16 protein-coding genes are annotated in these 18,545 nt (G+C 55.3%); 6 read left to right on the forward strand and 10 right to left on the reverse strand.

Translation table 11 applies throughout. The features are described 5' to 3' along the window. Nucleotides 1–129 precede the first annotated feature (129 nt). Entirely contained in the window at nucleotides 130–999 is an 870-nt protein-coding gene (locus GSQ62_RS19730; protein WP_161891095.1) for a sulfite exporter TauE/SafE family protein, read from the forward strand. 349 nt (nucleotides 1,000–1,348) lie between these two features. On the opposite strand, the gene GSQ62_RS19735 is transcribed toward GSQ62_RS19730, so the two are convergent. After that, on the reverse strand, nucleotides 1,349–1,798 hold the full coding sequence (locus tag GSQ62_RS19735) for an RrF2 family transcriptional regulator (RefSeq protein ID WP_161891096.1): 450 nt from the start codon (nucleotides 1,796–1,798) through the stop codon (nucleotides 1,349–1,351). A 285-nt stretch (nucleotides 1,799–2,083) separates the two neighbouring features. Between GSQ62_RS19735 and GSQ62_RS19740 the strand changes: the two genes are divergently transcribed. Next, nucleotides 2,084–2,941, forward strand: coding sequence for a chromate resistance protein ChrB domain-containing protein (locus tag GSQ62_RS19740; protein WP_161891097.1), 858 nt, complete (start codon nucleotides 2,084–2,086; stop codon nucleotides 2,939–2,941). Nucleotides 2,942–3,001: 60 nt separating this feature from the next. Beyond that, complete coding sequence (gene chrA, locus GSQ62_RS19745; RefSeq protein WP_202621809.1) at nucleotides 3,002–4,387, forward strand: chromate efflux transporter; 1,386 nt, start codon at nucleotides 3,002–3,004, stop codon at nucleotides 4,385–4,387. Nucleotides 4,388–4,852: 465 nt separating this feature from the next. Here chrA and GSQ62_RS20950 read toward each other — a convergent pair whose 3' ends face one another. Next, complete coding sequence (locus GSQ62_RS20950) at nucleotides 4,853–5,071, reverse strand: DinB family protein (protein ID WP_237586841.1); 219 nt, start codon at nucleotides 5,069–5,071, stop codon at nucleotides 4,853–4,855. 244 nt (nucleotides 5,072–5,315) lie between these two features. Between GSQ62_RS20950 and GSQ62_RS19755 the strand changes: the two genes are divergently transcribed. Then, nucleotides 5,316–6,023: a class I SAM-dependent methyltransferase gene (locus GSQ62_RS19755; RefSeq protein WP_161891098.1), complete on the forward strand. Its 708-nt coding sequence runs from the start codon at nucleotides 5,316–5,318 to the stop codon at nucleotides 6,021–6,023. Nucleotides 6,024–6,342: 319 nt separating this feature from the next. Next, nucleotides 6,343–7,251, forward strand: a complete 909-nt coding sequence (locus tag GSQ62_RS19760; protein ID WP_161891099.1) for a YihY/virulence factor BrkB family protein — start codon at nucleotides 6,343–6,345, stop codon at nucleotides 7,249–7,251. Nucleotides 7,252–7,353: 102 nt separating this feature from the next. Here GSQ62_RS19760 and GSQ62_RS19765 read toward each other — a convergent pair whose 3' ends face one another. Together GSQ62_RS19765 and GSQ62_RS19770 are read right to left on the reverse strand one after the other, a co-directional pair. Next, nucleotides 7,354–8,340, reverse strand: a complete 987-nt coding sequence (locus GSQ62_RS19765) for a pyruvate dehydrogenase complex E1 component subunit beta (protein ID WP_161891100.1) — start codon at nucleotides 8,338–8,340, stop codon at nucleotides 7,354–7,356. Nucleotides 8,341–8,429: 89 nt separating this feature from the next. Further along, nucleotides 8,430–10,208, reverse strand: coding sequence for a tetratricopeptide repeat protein (locus tag GSQ62_RS19770; protein WP_161891101.1), 1,779 nt, complete (start codon nucleotides 10,206–10,208; stop codon nucleotides 8,430–8,432). Nucleotides 10,209–10,340: 132 nt separating this feature from the next. On the opposite strand from GSQ62_RS19770, the gene GSQ62_RS19775 reads away from it, so the two are divergent. After that, nucleotides 10,341–10,559: a PspC domain-containing protein gene (locus tag GSQ62_RS19775; protein WP_161891102.1), complete on the forward strand. Its 219-nt coding sequence runs from the start codon at nucleotides 10,341–10,343 to the stop codon at nucleotides 10,557–10,559. Here GSQ62_RS19775 and GSQ62_RS19780 read toward each other — a convergent pair. The 6 genes from GSQ62_RS19780 to GSQ62_RS19805 form a co-directional block, all read right to left on the reverse strand. After that, nucleotides 10,554–11,576 carry a glycosyltransferase family 2 protein gene (locus GSQ62_RS19780; protein ID WP_161891103.1) on the reverse strand — a complete coding sequence of 341 codons (1,023 nt, stop codon included), beginning with the start codon at nucleotides 11,574–11,576 and terminating at the stop codon, nucleotides 10,554–10,556. The genes GSQ62_RS19775 and GSQ62_RS19780 overlap by 6 nt on opposite strands. Beyond that, the gene (locus GSQ62_RS19785; RefSeq protein WP_161891104.1) at nucleotides 11,566–11,901 is read right to left on the reverse strand and encodes a YbaB/EbfC family nucleoid-associated protein; all 336 of its coding nucleotides are present in this window, start codon (nucleotides 11,899–11,901) and stop codon (nucleotides 11,566–11,568) included. Before GSQ62_RS19785 ends, GSQ62_RS19780 begins: the two co-directional genes overlap by 11 nt. Nucleotides 11,902–12,042: 141 nt before the next feature. Next, nucleotides 12,043–13,959, reverse strand: a complete 1,917-nt coding sequence (locus GSQ62_RS19790) for a gliding motility-associated C-terminal domain-containing protein (RefSeq protein WP_161891105.1) — start codon at nucleotides 13,957–13,959, stop codon at nucleotides 12,043–12,045. Nucleotides 13,960–14,220: 261 nt separating this feature from the next. Continuing rightward, nucleotides 14,221–15,681: an HAL/PAL/TAL family ammonia-lyase gene (locus GSQ62_RS19795; protein ID WP_161891106.1), complete on the reverse strand. Its 1,461-nt coding sequence runs from the start codon at nucleotides 15,679–15,681 to the stop codon at nucleotides 14,221–14,223. A 5-nt stretch (nucleotides 15,682–15,686) separates the two neighbouring features. Next, complete coding sequence (gene hisS, locus GSQ62_RS19800; protein WP_161891107.1) at nucleotides 15,687–17,081, reverse strand: histidine--tRNA ligase; 1,395 nt, start codon at nucleotides 17,079–17,081, stop codon at nucleotides 15,687–15,689. 84 nt (nucleotides 17,082–17,165) lie between these two features. After that, entirely contained in the window at nucleotides 17,166–18,545 is a 1,380-nt protein-coding gene (locus GSQ62_RS19805; protein ID WP_161891108.1) for an undecaprenyl-phosphate glucose phosphotransferase, read from the reverse strand.

Genomic DNA, 18,545 nt, shown 5'->3' on the forward strand with positions numbered 1-18,545 from the left:
CGCAGAAACAGTACGGCCGCCTTTTACGCTGCTAAGATCACTGCGTTAAGGGCGGCCAGGCTGCGCGGCTGTAACCGGAGAAGCAAAGGCAAGACAGGAAGAATGCACCATCACCCATAGATTTTATATATGAAAGTACTTCTTATACCCATTGCTGCCCTGGCATTGGCTGCAGCTATACTGCTGTACACAACAGGCTATTATCTGACCCTGCTAGCCGCTGTGCCAGCTGCAGTAACCGACCAACTAAGCTCAGAGCTTTTCCTGTATATGCTGGCTGGCTTTGTGGCGCAGATGATAGACGGGGCCTTGGGCATGGCATACGGCCTTAGCTCCACCACCTTTTTGCTGGCTATGGGCGTTCCGGCCGCCGCCGCCAGTGCCAGTGTCCATACCTCAGAGATCTTCACTAGCGGTGTATCGGGTCTGATGCACCTCAGGTTCGGTAACGTGAACAGGAAGCTGTTCCAAACGCTGCTGCTGCCGGGTGTCATCGGAGCTGTGCTGGGGGCTTATATACTCTCGTCGCTGGAGCATTATGACTACATCATAAAGCCAGTCGTTGCCTCCTACACCATGGTGTTAGGGGTACTCATCATCCGGAAGGCCTACCAGCTCCGGAAGAAAGGGGCAGAGATGAAGAATGTGGCCCCCTTGGCTATTTTCGGCGGTTTTATGGATTCTATCGGCGGCGGTGGCTGGGGCCCAATCGTGTCGTCCACGCTGATGGCCCGCGGCCATTGCCCCCGCTTTACCATTGGCTCTGTGAACCTGACCGAGTTCTTTGTGGCGCTGGCTTCCTCGATCACTTTTTTCACCATGATCGGACTGGTGCACTGGCAAATTATTCTGGGCTTGATTCTGGGAGGTGTCTTCGCGGCTCCTGTGGCTGCCTCTCTGACGAGGCGCCTCCCTGTCAAAACCATCAAGCTGATCGTTGGCGCAGTGGTTATCCTTATCAGCCTGAGAACAATTGGCACGGCATTATGCGCCCTTTAACAGTGTAGCAGGAGCAAGAGGGCAGTTAGAGCAGAAAGTGGGAGGCACTCTCTTGCTGGAGCGATTTTCAATATGAAGCCACCAAATAGTGTCGGCAGCACGACACAGCACCCCGATAATCGGGCCTGCCATATATTATATTTAATGGTTGTTCAGAATATTGGCGCCTCCCCTTCGCCATCGTTTACAGGGGCGGCACTCTCAGAGCTGCCAGGGTATACATGGCACATGGGCGCTTTGTCATTGGCCAGCTTAAGGGGTGCCATCCGTTTTCCGGTCTGCAGGCGTATTAAGGCAAGAAAGCAGAGAAGAGTTACTGCTGGCTTATCCGGAGATAAAAAGCATTTGATTAGCTCTGTTCGTGCTCCTGTGCTTCCACCAGGCTTGCAATTGTTTCCAGGCTGTTCAGGAAAGTATTGTCCAGTATTTGAGCGGTGGCGTCACGCACCTTCTTCATCACGATTCGAATTTCACAGGAGGCCTCATCTTTGCATTCGTCGCACTTCCGGTAATAGAGATGACTCACGCAGGGGATGGGAGCCAAGGGGCCGTCTATCATTCTGATAATATTCCCAACGGATATTTCAGAGGGGCTTTTAGCTAAGGAATAACCGCCGTTCTTGCCCCTGACACTATGTAAGATACCATTCGTCTTCAAGTCTACCAGGATGGCCTCCAGGAATTTGCGGGGAATGCGCTCTTCCCCGGCAATGTCGGAAATAACAATAAGCCCTTTATCCTGATTTTTTGTAAGGTAAAGCATGGCTTTCAATGCATATTTCGCTTTTTTAGACAGCATACAGGTGTGAAGATGTATATGATAGTTGATTCGAACAGGAGGGATGCCAACAGTAAAGACTCTATCCTGTTGCCGGTCTGTTTCAATAACTTAATATCTTTTTAAATGATTCACTGCGTCAGAAGCTGGCTGGCAGACACCGGATACTTTTTTTCCGCTGGGAACCGTACATATTGCTCAGACGCCAAAGATAGAAAAGCCGCCAGGGGGCTGCAAGGCAGGAGCGACCTGAGGAGCATATTTTCGGGAATAATACCTCATAAGGTATAAAATTACAGCGGGCATATGAACTGGATCACACGAGAGCGCCCTAAGGTGGATAGAATAGCCTGTCCGTGGCTTATCAGGAGATTTATAGACAAAGAGGCTGTTTTTTTCTTTGTGCCCTACCAGCAGGTAGTGGAAAAGGCAAAAGAACTGGACGCAACCCCGTTTGATATACCGGAGGCCGAGCTTACCCACTACAACGACCGCTGCACGTTTGATTGTTTTCTGGAGAATTACCAGCTGACAGATCGCGCCTTGCTCGTGATGGCGCCCATTATCCGGGGAGCGGACACCGACGATCACAGCCTAACGGCCCAATCGGCCGGTTTGTGGGCGATCTCGGCCGGATTAGCAGCCAATATAAATGATGACCAGGATTTGCTGGACAAGGGGATGCTTGTTTACGACGCCTTGTATACCTGGGCTAAGCACCTGCAGGGAGTAAAGCACCTGCAGCAGCCGTCTGAAAACCTGTTCCTCCAGGTGTTCAATAAATATATGCAGGAACAGAAAGAGAAGAAGATACCGGCATGGGCACAGGGACTGAAAGAGATTATACAAGACCAGATCGATACCAACCTCAGTATCAGCCTTAAGGAGATAGCTGAAGGACTGCAGATGCACCCTGCCTATGTATCCCGGGAGTTCTCCAGGTATTTTGATAACATGTCGTACGGAGAGTATATCCGGAAACTGCGCATCGAGAAGGCCCTGCACCTGCTCCACGCTTCATCCCATTCTCTCTCAGAGATTGCTTACCTCACCGGCTTCTCTGATCAAAGCCATTTTACCCGCATTTTCAGGAAGTATACTGGCCAGAGCCCTTCTGGCTATAAAAAAAGCCTGGCAAAAGGTAAAAAGGATTCCAAAGGTTAAGCACATGCTATTTTAGGGAGTAAAGCAGGGCTATAATTGCTCAACTAAATTTCTGCAATAATGATAAAACCTGTTGGAGACAGCGGCACCATGCAAAGCCAAACTGTTCAGAAGAAAGATGCCAACCCTTCGCCGCCCGTAAAACCGGCCTTTAGGGAAGCCCTGCTGTTCTGGCTGAAACTGGGTTTCATCAGCTTCGGAGGGCCTGCCGGGCAGATTGCCATCATGCATGAGTTTGTGGTGGATAAAAAAAGGTGGGTTTCAGACGCGAAATTTCTGCATGCCCTCAACTACTGCATGCTGCTGCCGGGGCCGGAGGCGCAGCAACTGGCCACCTATATCGGCTGGCTGTTGCACGGCGTGCGGGGAGGGCTGGTTGCAGGCATTCTGTTTGTGCTGCCCTCGGTGTTTATTCTGCTGGGCCTGAGCATGGCCTACGTCAGCTACGGCACCATTCCGTGGGTGGCGGCCTTGTTTTACGGACTGAAGCCTGCGGTCGTGGCGATTGTGCTGCTGGCGCTTTTCAAAATCGGTAAAAAGTCGCTGGTGAGCGGTCTGCATTATATACTGGCGCTGGCAAGTTTCTGCGCCATCTTTTTCTTTGATGTTCCATTCCCCTATATCATCCTGGCCGCTATGCTGGCGGCGCTGCTGGCGCGCAAAATACTTCCTCGTCTTTTCAGTGAGCGGAAAGAGAGCGCTGCATCTGCCGCCGGGGAGCAGCAGGCATACTATGTGCATGCCACAAGCCAGGTGAGTCACGCAGCCCTGCGCCCCGGCAAAATTATAGTGCGAGGGTTGGTGGTGCTGTTCCTTTGGCTGGTGCCTTATGCGCTGTTCTATATGATGAGCCAGGAGTTCGGCTTCTGGAAAAACCTGTCGCTCTTTTTTACAAAGGCGGCGCTGGTAACATTTGGGGGCGCATATGCCGTGCTGCCGTATGTGGCGCAGGTGGCGGTCGAAAACTTAAACTGGCTCACCCGGCTCCAGATGATCGACGGGCTGTCGCTGGGGGAAACCACACCTGGGCCCCTGATCATGGTCCTGGTGTTTGTGGGTTTCATGGCGGGGTATAACCACTATGGCGGTTCGCTGCTGATGGGCGCTTTGGGACTCTTCACCACTACTTTCTTTACCTTCCTGCCCTGCTTCCTCTTCATACTGGTAGGTGCCCCGCTTATTGAGCGCACCCAGGGTGACGTGCGGGTAAAGTCGGTGCTGGGGGTTGTCACGGCGGCCGTGGTGGGGGTAATCCTGAACCTGGCAGTGTATTTCGGCAGGGCCGTCATTGTGGGGCAGGGGCAGGGAATAGACTGGCTGGCGCTCGTCTGGATTGCCGTGTCTTTCGTGGCGATGCACCGTTTCAAGGTCGGGATGATAGCCTGGATAGCCATCAGTGCCGGAGCAGGCTTGTTGCATTACCTGTTGCAAAACCACCTGTTGTAGTTCCCGTGCTATATATGCCAGACTCCGAAGTCTGATAACCTTGCTATATATGACAAAAGGCTTTCACAACTGCTGCTGAGCGGGCTATATATAAATCGCCTCGTATGCCTTTCCCGAAGCGCTGGAGCCAAGAGGCAAAGTGGTTGAAGCTACAGAAACCGGTTGGCAGCGGGTTTCATTTCAGCGAACGGTATGGCAGGAACCTATGCATAGCCTAACTGAAGCTAGCTGACCAACCGCCGTTTCAGGTGATATATGGCACGGAGGTGGTGGTTGAAGTGGTCCTGCAGGAAGGTGAGGGTCTGGGAAATGGTGAGGGGCCTGCGTTGGGGTGCCTGAACAGGCACTTGTCCAGGTGCTGCGGGGGGATATCACTCAGCACGTCTTCCAGCCTGAAGCGGATATCGTCCCACTCCTGGCGCAGCGCCGGCAGCGCGGCCCGGCACGTCGGCCACCACGGGGGGCTTAGTACCGCTTTCCTGAATGCAGCGCGAGTTTGAGCAGCAACGACCTGATAGGGTGGGAGAGGGCAACGGGCCGGAGATTATCCTGTTGCGCCAGTTTATGCTGTACGTACTGCATCGCCTTCTTGGCTACGAGCAGTGAATGGGCGATGTGCTGGGCGATAGACCATTTGCCTCCCGCCTGCGGGGTATTCAGCAAGTCATCATCGACACCCTCCAACTCGTTTAGGAGGCAGGTACTTTGTCTCCGGTTAGTGATTGATAAGCCGAACGGATCGTGACGCCTCTGTACCCATGCGCCCGGGATTGGAAACCTCATGTTAAATCTAATATATGGACAGATGATTTCAAAAAGCGAACCCCGCACGTAAAATCCTATCGGAGGTGAGGCAGATTTAGATGCGGCCCGGCTTTTACGGCTGCGCAATTGTGCCGAACTTGCCCCTGACTTAAACTATGCGCTCATGAAAAACGATCCCATGGGAGCCGCCATGCTCGATTACCTGAACGGCGATGCCGATGCCGGGGTGGTGGTGATCAGCAGTCTGACAGAGGATGATGTGATGCCGGCTTATTACCTGTTCAGGGATGTGGCGGAGATGCCCGAACTGGAACTGCTGGCGCTGGAGGCTTGCCGTGGCAACACACTGGACGTGGGGGCCGGGGCGGGTAGCCACAGCCTGGCGCTGCAGGAGCAGGGCAAGGAGGTGACAGCCGTCGATTTCTCCGCAGGGGCGGCCGAGGTGATGCGGCGGCGGGGCGTGCGGCAGGTGCTGCACCAGGATGTGCTGGAACTGAAAAACGGTCAGTACGACACGCTCCTGCTGCTGATGAACGGCATCGGCATCGCGGGCAACCTGATGGGGCTTGTCCGCTTCCTGAAGCACCTCAGAACGCTACTGAAGCCAGGTGGCCAGATTTTGCTGGAGTCTTCGGATATTTTATATATGTATGAAGACGAGGACGGCTCGGTGCTCCTCGACCTGAACGCAGGCTATTATGGCGAGGTGAAATACAATATGACCTACAAAGACCACGAGACCGGCTGGTTCAACTGGCTTTTTATCGATGCCGCCATCCTGGAGGACTATGCCGTGGAAGAGGGTTTTGAGTTTGAACTGCTGTATGAGGGCGAGCACGGCAATTACCTGGCGCGCCTCTGGCTTTCATAGTTCTGTAAGCAAGCATTTCTAAATATAAGCCCCATATCTATATATAAGCCATATACAGGGCTTTCGCAAAAGGAAGAATCATAAGTTGAACCGGCCGTTGCCATGTGCTTTTATACAGCTTCAGTCTTCCTATATATCCTGTGTGGAAAACCTGAGCCTGTTCGTGTCCTTGCCCGGTAACCGGCGGTTGCAGCGATGGGTTTTCGTGCCACTTCCATCACAGGATTCCCTTTCTCCCCATCCCGGAAGCCAATGCGCCGTATTAGAAAATACGCCCCCGCCTGAGGAGCGGGTACCTGAACGGTTTTCTATTCAGCCTATGAAAAAATCATTCAAGACCAACTGGGAGATAACGAAGCAAACCTGTAAGGACTTTATTGACGATAATCCGCTGGATTATGCGGCCATCATTGGCTTCTACACCATCTTTTCGCTTCCGGCGGTGCTCATCATCACCATCCGGATTGCGGGGGCCGTGTTTGGCGAGGAGGCGGTGCGCGGGCAGGTGGTGGACCAGATTGGCGGCGTGGTGGGCCGCAACAGCGCAGAGCAAATCCAGAGCATCATCGAGAACGCCAGCCGGTCAGACGCCACCACCATCGGCACCATCGTGGGCGTTGCCACAATGATTTTCACGGCCACCACCGTTTTTGTGGCCCTGCAGGATTCAATCAATGCCATATGGGAGGTAAAGGCCAAGCCGGAAAAGGGCTGGTGGAAACTGGTGGTGGACCGGGTGCTCTCGCTGGCGCTGGTAGTCAGCCTCGGTTTTCTGCTGCTGGTGTCCCTGTCGGTTGATATCGTGATGGGGGTGATATACGATTACCTGCGGGAGCAACTGACAGGCGTTGCCGTATATCTGGTAACGGTCGGAAACGTAATCATCTCCGTACTGGTGTGTGTGCTTATTTTCGCTACCATCTTCAAGGTGCTGCCCGACGCCAAGACGAAGTGGAGCCACGTGTGGATAGGCGCCTCCGTCACGGCTATCCTGTTCGTCATCGGCAAATACATCCTGAACATCTACTTTCAGCACGATCCGCTGGCGGACACGTACGGTGCGGCGGGCTCCCTGGTCCTCATCCTGGTGTGGGTATACTATGCGTCTGTCATCTTCCTGTTCGGGGCGGAGTTCACGCAGGTGTACGCCCGCGTCCACGACCGGGGCATCAAACCGCAGGACAACGCTGTGAAAGTAGAAAAGAAGGAGATAGAGACGGACGGTTGATATATGGAACCGTATTGTGGCAGGCGCAACAGCCCATCAAAACAAAAAAGCGAGACGCCTGCTGTAGGTGCCTCGCTTTTTTATAGGGTGTAGCGGCTTAACTTAAGCTTCTTTCTTATACATCACCTGCTTCACGGCGTCGATGGTGCGCTCAATGTTCGGCAGCGACGCCTCTATCAGGGTGGGGGCGTACGGCAGCGGCACGTCGCGGCAGGTCACGCGCTTCACCGGGGCATCCATATAGTCAAACGCGTTGCTTTGGATATGATAGGCCAGCTCGGCGGAGATGGAGGCCAGTGGCCACGCCTCTTCCACCACCACCATGCGGTTCGTCTTCTTCACAGACTCAATTAAGGTCTTGTAGTCGATGGGGCGCACGGTACGCAGGTCGATCACCTCAGCGCTGATGCCGTCTTTGGCCAGTTCCTCTGCTGCGGCAAGGGCTACTTTCATTATTTTTCCAAACGAGACGATGGTCACGTCTGTGCCTTCGCGCTTGATGTCGGCCACACCAATCGGGAGCGTGTATTCTTCTTCCGGCACCTCGCCCTTATCACCGTACATCTGCTCCGACTCCATAAAAATTACCGGGTCGTTGTCGCGGATGGCGGATTTCAGCAGGCCTTTGGCGTCGTAGGGGTTGGAAGGCACCACCACCTTCAGCCCGGGGGTGTTGGCATACCAGTTCTCGAAGTTCTGGGAGTGCTGCGACGACAGCATGCCCGCGCTGCCGGTCGGCCCGCGGAACACCATGGGCGCACTGTATTGGCCGCCAGACATCGACATGACCTTGGCGGCAGAGTTGATCACCTGGTCGATGGCCACCAGCGAGAAGTTGAAGGTCATGAACTCGATAACCGGGCGCAGGCCGTTCATGGCGGCGCCCACCCCGATACCGGCAAAGCCAAGCTCAGCAATCGGGGTATCGATCACGCGCTCCGGACCGAACTCATCCAGCATGCCCTGGCTCACCTTGTAAGCCCCGTTATAGTCGGCTACCTCTTCACCCATCAGAAATACACGCTCATCGCGGCGCATTTCCTCAGACAAAGCTTCGCGCAGGGCTTCTCTAAACTGTATACTTCGCATATATGATGTTTTATATCTTCTGTTCAGAAGGTAAAATTAAGATAAGTCTGTCAATTTCCAATGTAGTTACTTCTTTTATGGCGCGGCTACTACCGGAGCAGCGCATCTTTGAAAGCCGCCTCGCCCCGGAAGTCCTCAAATTCCCTGTCGCGGATAGCTCTTTCCATAAATGCGCCGTCGGCATTTACCGCGCTGCGCAGGTTTTGTTCCAGCAGTTGTGCATTGTTGGTGCGGGCCCCAATCAGTGCCAGGCTGTAGTAGGCGAGGGCATCACCGGGTTTCTGTTCCAGCGCCTGGGTATAGTAGCGCTGCGCGCCCTCGTAGTTCTCTTTCAGCAGGTAGCTCAGGCCCAGGTTCATGTTGGTCTGGTAGCTGTCGCCGGCATAGCGCAGGCTGGCAATGGCATCGTCAAACTGGCCTATTTCTATTTCCAGCGCCGCCTTGTCGGCAAACACCTGCTGCAGCATTTCCTCCTCGCCGCCCAGTTTGATGGCATAGTCATAATACTGCAGCGCCTCCAGCATGTCGCCGCGCTGGTGGTAGGCGCTGGCCAGGCTGTAGTAAACGTTTGCGCTGGGGTTGCGGAAGCCGGCATAGGTGAGGTTGTGGATGGCGCGGGCCAGCAGCGCCTGCTTCGCCTCCTGCCGGTACTCCTTCCGGGCCATCTCGCTGTATACCACCCCCAGGTTATAATAGGCGGGCCACTTGTCGGTGGACTTCACGGCCGCCTCAAAAAATTTGCGCTTCTCGTCCAGCAGGGGCGTCAGGGCAGCGGCATGCTGCAGTTCCTCCTCCGTCAGCACGTCGGCAGCTATCTTTTCCTCCGCTATCTTCTTGGCCAGTATATATAGCTCGTAATCCGATTTGCGGCTGCGGTTGTAGTTTACCTCGAGCTGGGCCGCCCGCATACTGGGGTATATATAATCCTTGATGTAGTCATATACCGGCGACTGCCGCAGCGCCTGCACTTTCTCCTGCTGGCTGCGGTTGCTGGCCACAATGGCGATGGCTGCTTGCTTTTCCGGCTTCGCGATAGGGGAGGACTGTAATTTCTGCAGCAGCAGTTCGTTACCCGCTTTTTGCACACGGGTTTTGATGCTGACCTTTTTACCGTTGTAGTCGAGGGTGTGCAGCTTCTGGCGGTACAGGTCGGCGAGGGCCTCAGCGCGTTTCTGCGCCAGGCTAGTGCCCGTCTCCTCCGGCGACTGGCTGGCGGTGACGGTGATTTGCTGGCTGCGCACATTGTCCAGCACGTACTGCTCCAGCACTCGCAGGCTCTCCCCCTGGCTGCTGTTCAGCGTTGCCTGGTACTTCTCAAAAAAGAAGGTCACCCTACCGGGCTGGTTCGCTTTCTCCTGATAGGTATCGGGTAAGAAACCGTAGGCATTGTTGCGCACCAACAGCAGCGGCGTGGTAACAAGCCCCTCAGCCACTTGCTTTGCGTGCGTGTAGCGCATGTCGCCGTCTTCGTTGTCGATGGCATAGCCCTGCACCATCAGCCGCCCCGGGTTTTTGCCGGGTGCGTAGGGGAAGGAGAGCTGCCGGATGACGGTTGGCATGCCGTTCTCATATATAAATTCCCCGAACCGGAAGCTGTAGGTAGCCACATCCTCGCGCTTCAGATCGTATTCGTAATAGATGTCGAGTTTGTATGTTTCGTCCTCGCGCACGAGCTTGTCCGGAACTTGTGCCTTCAGTTCGAAGTTAACAGACTGACCATTGGCCTGCAGGGGGTTAGGCGAAACGGTGATAACCTGCTCCTTTTCGGCCGCGCGCACCATGCGCTGCAGCGTGCAGCCGGTGCCGCCAACGCCAAGTGACAGGGTAAGGAAGAGCAGGAGGCTTTTATTTTTTTTGTACCGGTTCATATCCTGTTATTCGCTTTGATCGTAAAATGTACTCCAACAGGCGCTTTTTAAAGCGTCAGGATTTGTACCTGACTGGCGTTGTTTTTGACATTTGCCAAAGAAAACGTAATTTAGTCATTCAATTTTTGTAAAATGAAGCGTCTACAGTACTTTATTGAATCCCGGGCTTTTGGGGTATGTACGATGCTGGGTGAGAAGCTTGGCATCGCTACCAGTAGCATCCGGCTGTCGTTTATCTATCTTTCTTTTCTGACCATGGGCTCGCCCGTGCTGCTTTACCTGACGCTGGCGTTCTGGATGAACGTGCAGAAAAGCCTGCGCCGCGAGCGCAGCACCGTATGGGATTTATAGCTCCCGCACTGTCCGTTTCTGCCGCACAAAGTATTGCCATACAATGCTTCCCCGGTATACGCCCGGCATATCCGGGAAACTGCCTTTCTGCCGCTGCGCCTGCCGCCTGCTCTGCCAGTAGCTCCTGTTACGGAGCAGGTCCCGGTGCGCCTTGAGCACTGCTTTGGCGTCTTTTTTCTGCCCGGCCAGCACCATGCGCAGCGCCGCCACCCAGTCCAGCAGCACCCGCAGCATCATGGTTGAAAATAACTCCCTGGAAGGAATGTTTTTGTAGAGCAGCGCCAGCCCGTTCCGGAAGTTGAGGTACGTCTTGCGCGGGTTGGATTTATGCAGCGTGCCGCCGCCCACGTGGTACACGGCGCTCTGGCCGTTGTAGAGCACTTTGTATCCGGCATTCTTGGCGCGCCAGCAGAAATCGATTTCCTCCATATGCGCAAAGAAGGCGGGCTCCAATCCTCCCAGTGCCTTGTATGCATCGGCCCGCACAAACATGCAGGCCCCGGTGGCCCAGAAAATCTCCTGCACATCGTCGTACTGCCCCCGGTCTTCCTCCAGCGTCTCGAACAGGCGGCCCCGGCAATAAGGATACCCGAGCGCATCCAGCATGCCGCCTCCGGCCCCGGCATACTCGAAAAGACCGGGGTGCTGCTGCGAGATGATCTTAGGCTGGCAGACCGCAATGACGGCATCAGCCTCCATCAGGTCAATGATAGGTTGTGTCCAGCCCTGCGGCACGGCCACGTCGGAGTTCAGCAGCACGTAATAGGTAGCCTCCACCTGGCACAGGGCCCAGTTATATCCCTCGCAAAAACCGTAATTTTCTGGGTGCAGGATGAGGCGCACCTGCGGAAAATGCTCCTGCAGAAAAGCCACGGAGCCGTCGGTGGAGGCGTTGTCGGCCACTATCACCTCGCAGCCCGCGCTGTGCGCCACCACCGACGGCAGGAATTCCTGCAGAAACTTCAGCCCGTTCCAGTTCAGGATAACAATAGCTGTGTGGGTGGGACTATAGGCCAAAGCTTCCCAAGTCTAAGCCCGGAATGTTGGGCAGCAGGCCTTCGGTGTGCTTCTTCATTTCCTCCTGGGCGCGCTCCCCGGCTGTCAGCATGGCGTTGTTCACGGCCGCCACCACCAGGTCGTTCACCATCTCCCGGTCACTCACATTCATGATGGTTTCGTCTATCTCAATTTTGAGGAGTTTGCGCTGCCCATTCACCGTGGCTTTCACCAGGCCCGCACCCGACTCGGCGGTAACGGTTATATCCTTCAGCTTCTCCTGCGCTTCTTTCAACTTGGCCTGGACTTCTTTCATTTTGCCCATCATGCCGAACATATCAAACATAGTCGCTTCTTTTAAAATGATAAGTGTATTTGTACGGATATATGGCTGCCTTGCCTGCCGCTGATGCAAATATACACATTCGTGCTGCCATTTACAGGAGCACCGGCCGGTTACGATATATAGCCATAAAGCCTCCGGGAGTTAGCGCAGAAGCGTGATGGTGCCGGTACGGCGGCGGGAGGCGCCAGAGTCCGAAACAGCCCTCACCTCATAGGCATAAGCGCCTGCCGGCAGCAGTTCGCCCTGATAAGTGCCATCCCAGCCGTTGTCTCCTTCGGTGCCCTCATATATAACATGGCCCAGGCGGTTATATATCCGGATGGTATAGCTGCTGAAAAAGCGCCCCTTTATCTGGAATACATCGTTCAGGCCGTCCCCATTCGGGGTGAAGCCACTGGGTATATAGAGCTGCAGGCCCTGCTCCACCAGCGCGGTGTTGGAATAGGTGCTGGCGCCGTCAGCCGCTGTGCCTCTGACCCGGTAGCGGAGTTGTTGCATCTCCTGTGGGAGGGAGCGGTCGGTGTAAGTGTTTCCGGAGGCGGGATAGCTGTGCAGCACCTTGCCATCCTCGTCGAGCAACTCCACCGTATATTGCCTGACACCATTCGGGAAGCCTTCGTATTTTGTCCATTCCAGCGAGATGGCCGCCCCAGCGTCCTGCTGCTGCGCCTGCAGAAAAATAGGGCAGGAGGTATTGCTAAGGGCGGAGGTATTGCCGCAGGCATTGGTGAAGGCGGCGCGGTAGCAGATTTGCGCGGGTGTAGTTTCTTTATCTGTGAAGGACGCCTGCGGCCCCTGGGTGAGCGCCTCGAAAGCGCTGCCTTCCGCGCTGCGCTCAAAGCTTATCTGCCCGGCTGCCTCTCCCGGTGGCAGTTGCAGGAGCAGTTCCACCTGATTGGCCGGGTTAAAAGTGGAGAGCAGGTACGGGGCGGCCGGAGCAACCGTGGAAACCACCTGCACCTCGCCAGCCGCTGACACCGAAACGCTGCCGTCAGCGGCGATGCCGCGCACCTCATATATATAAGGCTGGCCGCACACCACATCAGTGTCTATATATTGTTTGACGGTATTGCCCAACGTCTGCAGCAGTGATCCGTTTCTGTAAAGCTCGTAGCGCTGCGCATGGGCCATGCTTTGCCACCTGACCGTTGCCTGCTGCTCTTCAGCGGTGAACTCCAGGGCGATGGAACTGACTGCCCTGGCATCCGGAAAGGCAGTGCCGCAGGCATCAAGAGGGCGCACCCTATAGGAGGTTCCTTCCGAGGTGTTCACGTACTGCAGGCGATGCGTGATGGCTGCTTGAGAGATGGTATGGATAGTATCGATGGTAATGTAGCCGGGACTGGAGGCACTGAGGTCCCAGCGCTGCACGATATAAGCAAGGCCGGGCTGCAGGCTCTCCAATGCTAATGCAAGTTGCCCGCTGCCTGCCTGCTCCAGCACGGTCAGGCTGCGGATGAAGGGAACAGGGGCTGCGGGCAGGGTGGTGACCCCGGTGGTGCTTTCTCCGGCACAGGCGCCCCCGGCATATACCCCCGAAACGGTTAGGGTGTATGTGCCCGGTGAGGCGTAGCGATGGGGAACCTGGCTGCCTGGCTTCGCGCCCGTCGTTTTCCCGCCATCCCCGAAATCAAGGGTATAGCTGCTGTAGTTGCTGTCTGTGATGCGGACGGAGACGGCGCCGTTGGCGCAGCTTTGGGCGGTGAAAGAGGGGGCTGGGGAGTCTTTCACCTCAAAGACAACTGATACTGTGTCGGTGAGGGTGTTGCTGCCGTAGTTCGCGATTTGCAGGACCCGGTAGGTGCCGGGTTTGGTGTAGCTGTGCCGCTGGCTGTCGGATGCGTCCGTGATGGGCGAGCCTTTTTTATAATCAAACACATAATACTCATTCTCGTCCGGCACTTTGCCCCCGCAATCCTGAAAGGTGTATTCCTGCCCCACGCAAAGCACCGTCGCCTCCTGCCCCTGCGCGTCATATGCCTTGAAGCACTTGGTAGCGGACTGCGCCCAGGCAAAGCCAGCATATAGGAAGAGCATGATGTGCAGGAGGGGTTTCAAGTTATATGGTTAATATGCAGGTTGGTTAATGAGGTATTATGTAACTGATATCATATATAGCCGGAAGGCTTTTTCAGCACCCACTGGTATATATGACTTAACGTTGCTGAGGGCTGATTATTTATATATACCAGGTTGCGCAATTCATTTTTTGTCCCCTTTCAAAGCTCATCTTGTAGGGAAAAAATTTAGTTCATGCCGCAAGTTTAGCGACAGCGCAAATGTGGCTAAATGGGCATATATAGACTTCAGAAACTGGAATTAAAAAGGATACTCCCGCAGAAACGCGATGCTGGCCTTGACGTCGTGGTGCAGCATACGGTCTGTGGCCATGAAAGGCACCTTTTCGCGGTAAGCCGCCACCAACTTCTCCAGCACCGGCGAAGACCGCAGCGGACGACGGAAATCAAGCGCCTGCGCCGCATGCAGCAACTCAATCGCCAGCACCCGCTCCACGTTTTCCACCACCTGGTATAGCTTAGTGGCCGCATTTGCGCCCATGCATATATAATCTTCCCGGGCGTTGAAGGAGCCGGTGGAGGCGGGGGTGCAAAGCTGCCTGTTCTGGCTCACGATGGCGGCCGCGGTGCTCTGGCTTGCCAGGAAGCCTGTATTGATTCCCGGCTCCGCCACCAGGAACTCCGGCAAACCCCGCAGCCCGGACACAAGCTGACAAGAGCGCCTTTCAGAAATGCCACCAAGATTCGCCAGCGCGGTGGCCAGGAAGTCCAGCGCCAACTCCAGCGGCTGCCCATGGGAAATTCCGCCTGAGAGCACGGTGTCTTCTTCCTGGAAAACGATTGGATCGCCGGTAACGGTGTTGATTTCTGTTTCAACAAGCCCCGCCGTAAAGGTAATGGCGTCTTTGGTGGCACCGTGTACCTGTGGCATGCCTTGGAACGAATAGGGATCCAGCCCGTGCCGCTTCTGCCGCTGCATCAGTTCGCTTCCCTCCAGTAGCTGGCGCACCGCCGCCGCTGTCTCCCGCTGCCCTTTGTGGGGGTGCAGGCGGTGGATTAATGCGTTGAAAGTCTCCAGGCTGCCATCAAATGCATCCAGCGAAAGCGCACCAATCATATCCGCCTGCCGCGACAGTCTCTGCGCATCTAACAGCGCCAGCACCCCATATGTAGCCGTAAACTGGGTGCCGCTCAGCAACGCCAGGCCTTCTCCGGCGTTCAACGTGACGGGTTCCCAACTGAACATCTCCAGCACATGCTCGCTGGCCAGTTTATATCCCTGAAAGCTCACTTCTCCGAGTCCGGCCAGGGGCAGGCAGAGGTGCGCCAGCGGTACGGCGTCGCCAGCGCCTGCCGAACCCTGCTGGTACACCACGGGGTACACCTCCCGGTTATAGAAGTCGATCAGGCGCTTTACCGTTTTCAACTGCACACCGCTATGCCCGTGCGCCAGCGACTGGATCTTGAGCAGCAGCATCAGTTTAACCATATCCTGCGGCACCTCCATTCCTACTCCGCAGGCGTGCGCCAGGAGCAGGTTGCGCTGCAACTGTTCCTGGTCGGGCTGGTAAGTCTGGGTTTGGGTGCCGGTGCTATATATCGGTCGTTCCGGAGCGTTTATTTTCAGCTGCAGGTACGTGTGGCCCTGCACAATCCGCTGTTCCGCCTCCTCCGACAGAGCCAGCGTGTGCTGCCCGCGCAGTATCTGCCCAATAGTCTCGAGGTCCAGGTACTTTCCGGATATATAATGCACATCGGGCATAGCACTTATTTTAACTGTTTGATGATTTCATCTACCGTAAGGTCCTGCTGTTCGCCCTGTTGCATGTTGCGCAGCTTCAGCTTTCCGGTAGCCATTTCTTCTGAGCCTACCAGTATGGCGTAGGGGATGTTCTTCTGGTCGGCATAGCCCAGCTGCTTCTTCAGTTTAGCGGGCTCGGGGTATAATTCGGCGGCAATGCCAGCGTCGCGCAACTGCTGCAGCACCGGCAGGGCATATAACTCTGATTCCCTGTCGAACTGCACGAGGAGCACCAGGGTGCCTGCCTGGCTGCTGTCGGGGAATAGCTGCAGCTCGTCGAGCACGTCATAGATGCGGTCCACGCCAAAGGAGAAGCCGACACCCGACACGCCGGGCAGGCCGAACATACCCGTGAGGTTATCGTAGCGGCCGCCGCCGCTGATGCTGCCCATGCTCACGTTGTTGACCTTCACCTCGAAGATGCAGCCGGTATAGTAGGAGAGGCCGCGCGCCAAGGTTGGGTCGAGTTGTAGCCTCGGGCCCCCAGACGCATTCTGGGCAGACAAAGCCTGGCTGCTGAGCGCCTGCAGGTACTGCCACACCTCGCGCAGGTCCTGTAGGCCGCGTTTGCCTTCCTGCGTGTTGCCCAGGATGGTTTGTAGCTGCTCCAGAAGCTGTTCGTTTGTTCCTTCCAGCGCGTAGAGGGGCTCCAGCTTACCGATGGCTTCCGGCGCTATACCCCGCTCCAGCAGTTCTTTGCGCACGCCGTCCTGGCCTATTTTATCCAATTTGTCAATCGCCACACATATATCGCCCTCGCGCCCTTTGGCACCGATGGCCTCGGCAATGCCCGCCAGCACGCCCCGGTGGTTTATTTTGATGGTGAAATCCGTCAGCCCCAGCGTTGCCAGCACCTCGTTGATCATCTGCACGATCTCGGCCTCGCAGAGCAGCGAGTTGGTGCCGACCACGTCGGCGTCGCACTGGTAAAACTCCCGATAACGGCCCTTCTGCGGCCGGTCAGCGCGCCAGACCGGCTGTATCTGGTAACGCTTAAAAGGGAAGGTGATGTCGTTGCGGTTCATGACCACGTAGCGGGCGAAAGGCACCGTGAGGTCATAGCGTAGTGCTTTCTCCGATATTTTGCGTGTCAGGTGCTTCGCGCCCTCGCTTATATCCTTCTCTGTGGTTTTGGCCAGAAAATCGCCGGAATTCAGGATTTTGAAGATCAGTTGGTCGCCCTCCTCGCCATATTTGCCGGTCAGCACCGAGAGCTGCTCCATGGCTGGGGTTTCGAGCGGCAAAAAGCCGAATTTCTCAAAAGTGCGCCTGATCACCCCGAAGATATAGTTTCGCCTCAGCACGACAGCCGGGCCAAAATCGCGTGTTCCTTTTGGTATAGATGGTTTCTCTTTGCTCATGCGCTTGCGGGTTTGTCCGCGAAGTTAGTAAAAGATGAGGAAAGGTAGGCGTAATCAGGAGCTGCGCCATGAGAAACGAACTGCTTAAAAAGCGTGCTTGTCTCCACGAAAAACATTGTAGACCGTGTAGAAGATGATTTTCAGGTCAAGCAGGAACGACCAGTTCTCAAGGTAGAAAATATCCAGTTTCACCCGGCCGCGCATCTGGCTCACTTCGCTTGTGTCGCCCCGGTAACCCCTTATCTGCGACAAGCCGGTGATGCCCGGTTTGATGAAGTGCCGCACCATGAATTTATCGACAATGGCAGCATATTCCTGCGTGTGCTTGAGCATGTGCGGGCGCGGCCCCACCACCGACATTTTCCCGAAAAGGACATTGAAGAACTGAGGGAGCTCATCCAAGCTCGTTTTCCTCAGAAATGCCCCGATGCGCGTTATCCTGGCGTCGCCCCGACGGGCCTGCTTCAGGTTTGCCTCCTTGTTCACGTACATGGTCCGTAGCTTCCAGCACTGGAATTTCTTATTGTCGATGCCTGAGCGCTCCTGCCTGAAGAAAACGGGTCCTCTGGAGTCCAGTTTGATGAGGATGCCCAGAATGGGCAGCAGCCAGGACAGAACGGAGATGATAACAAAAAGAGAGAAAATAATGTCGAAAGTTCGTTTCGCCACCTTGTTAATGGCATCGTCCAGCGGGATGGACCGCAGCATGAGCACGGGCAGCATGTCGTAAAAATCGACCTTCAGCTTTTTGTAAGGGAAGCTGCCGGGTTCCGGCAGAAACTTTATCCTGACAAGGTTATTGTCCACAAACTCCAGGAGGCGGTTTATCTGCCCTTTCTCCAGTTCAAACGGACAGCAGTAAATCTCGTCCACCTCATTTTCCAGCACGAATTGCTCCACATCGGCCACGCTGCCCGTAATGGGATAGTCTTCGGGTGCTTTATCATCAAAAAAGCCAAGGAACCGATACCCGTACTCCGGGTGGTTCCTAAAGAAGTGCTCTAACTCCAGCCCCACTTTGCTGTAACCCACGATCACTACTTTCCTGTAGTTATACCCCTTCAACCGATAAAGCCGTAGCGCCGTGGAGACGACAAGCCGCCAGGAAAGAATCAGGAAAGCTAAAATGGCATAATGGTAGAGCAGGATTTGCCGGGTGATCGTCTCGTTATTCGCGATGTTCAGGCCCGCCTCCACTAAAATTATATATAGCACGATGGCCTTCAAAGCCGTTAGCAGCACCTTGAGCCTGCGCATGACACGGTATATCTTGTACGTGTTGAGCAGAGAGGTGCAGATAACCCAACCTACTAGCGAACAGCATAGGAATAGCAGAATAGAGGAGGCAGGTGTAGAAGTTGCCTCGTTGCCCAGGCCGTACGCCACGCCAACGGAGACAGCGATGGCCCCTAAATCGCCAAAGAAGTGAATAAGCTTGATATATTTAGAGTACAGTCCAGGCAC

It is taken from the genome of Pontibacter russatus (genome assembly GCF_009931655.1).
In the GTDB taxonomy this organism is placed as follows: domain Bacteria; phylum Bacteroidota; class Bacteroidia; order Cytophagales; family Hymenobacteraceae; genus Pontibacter; species Pontibacter russatus.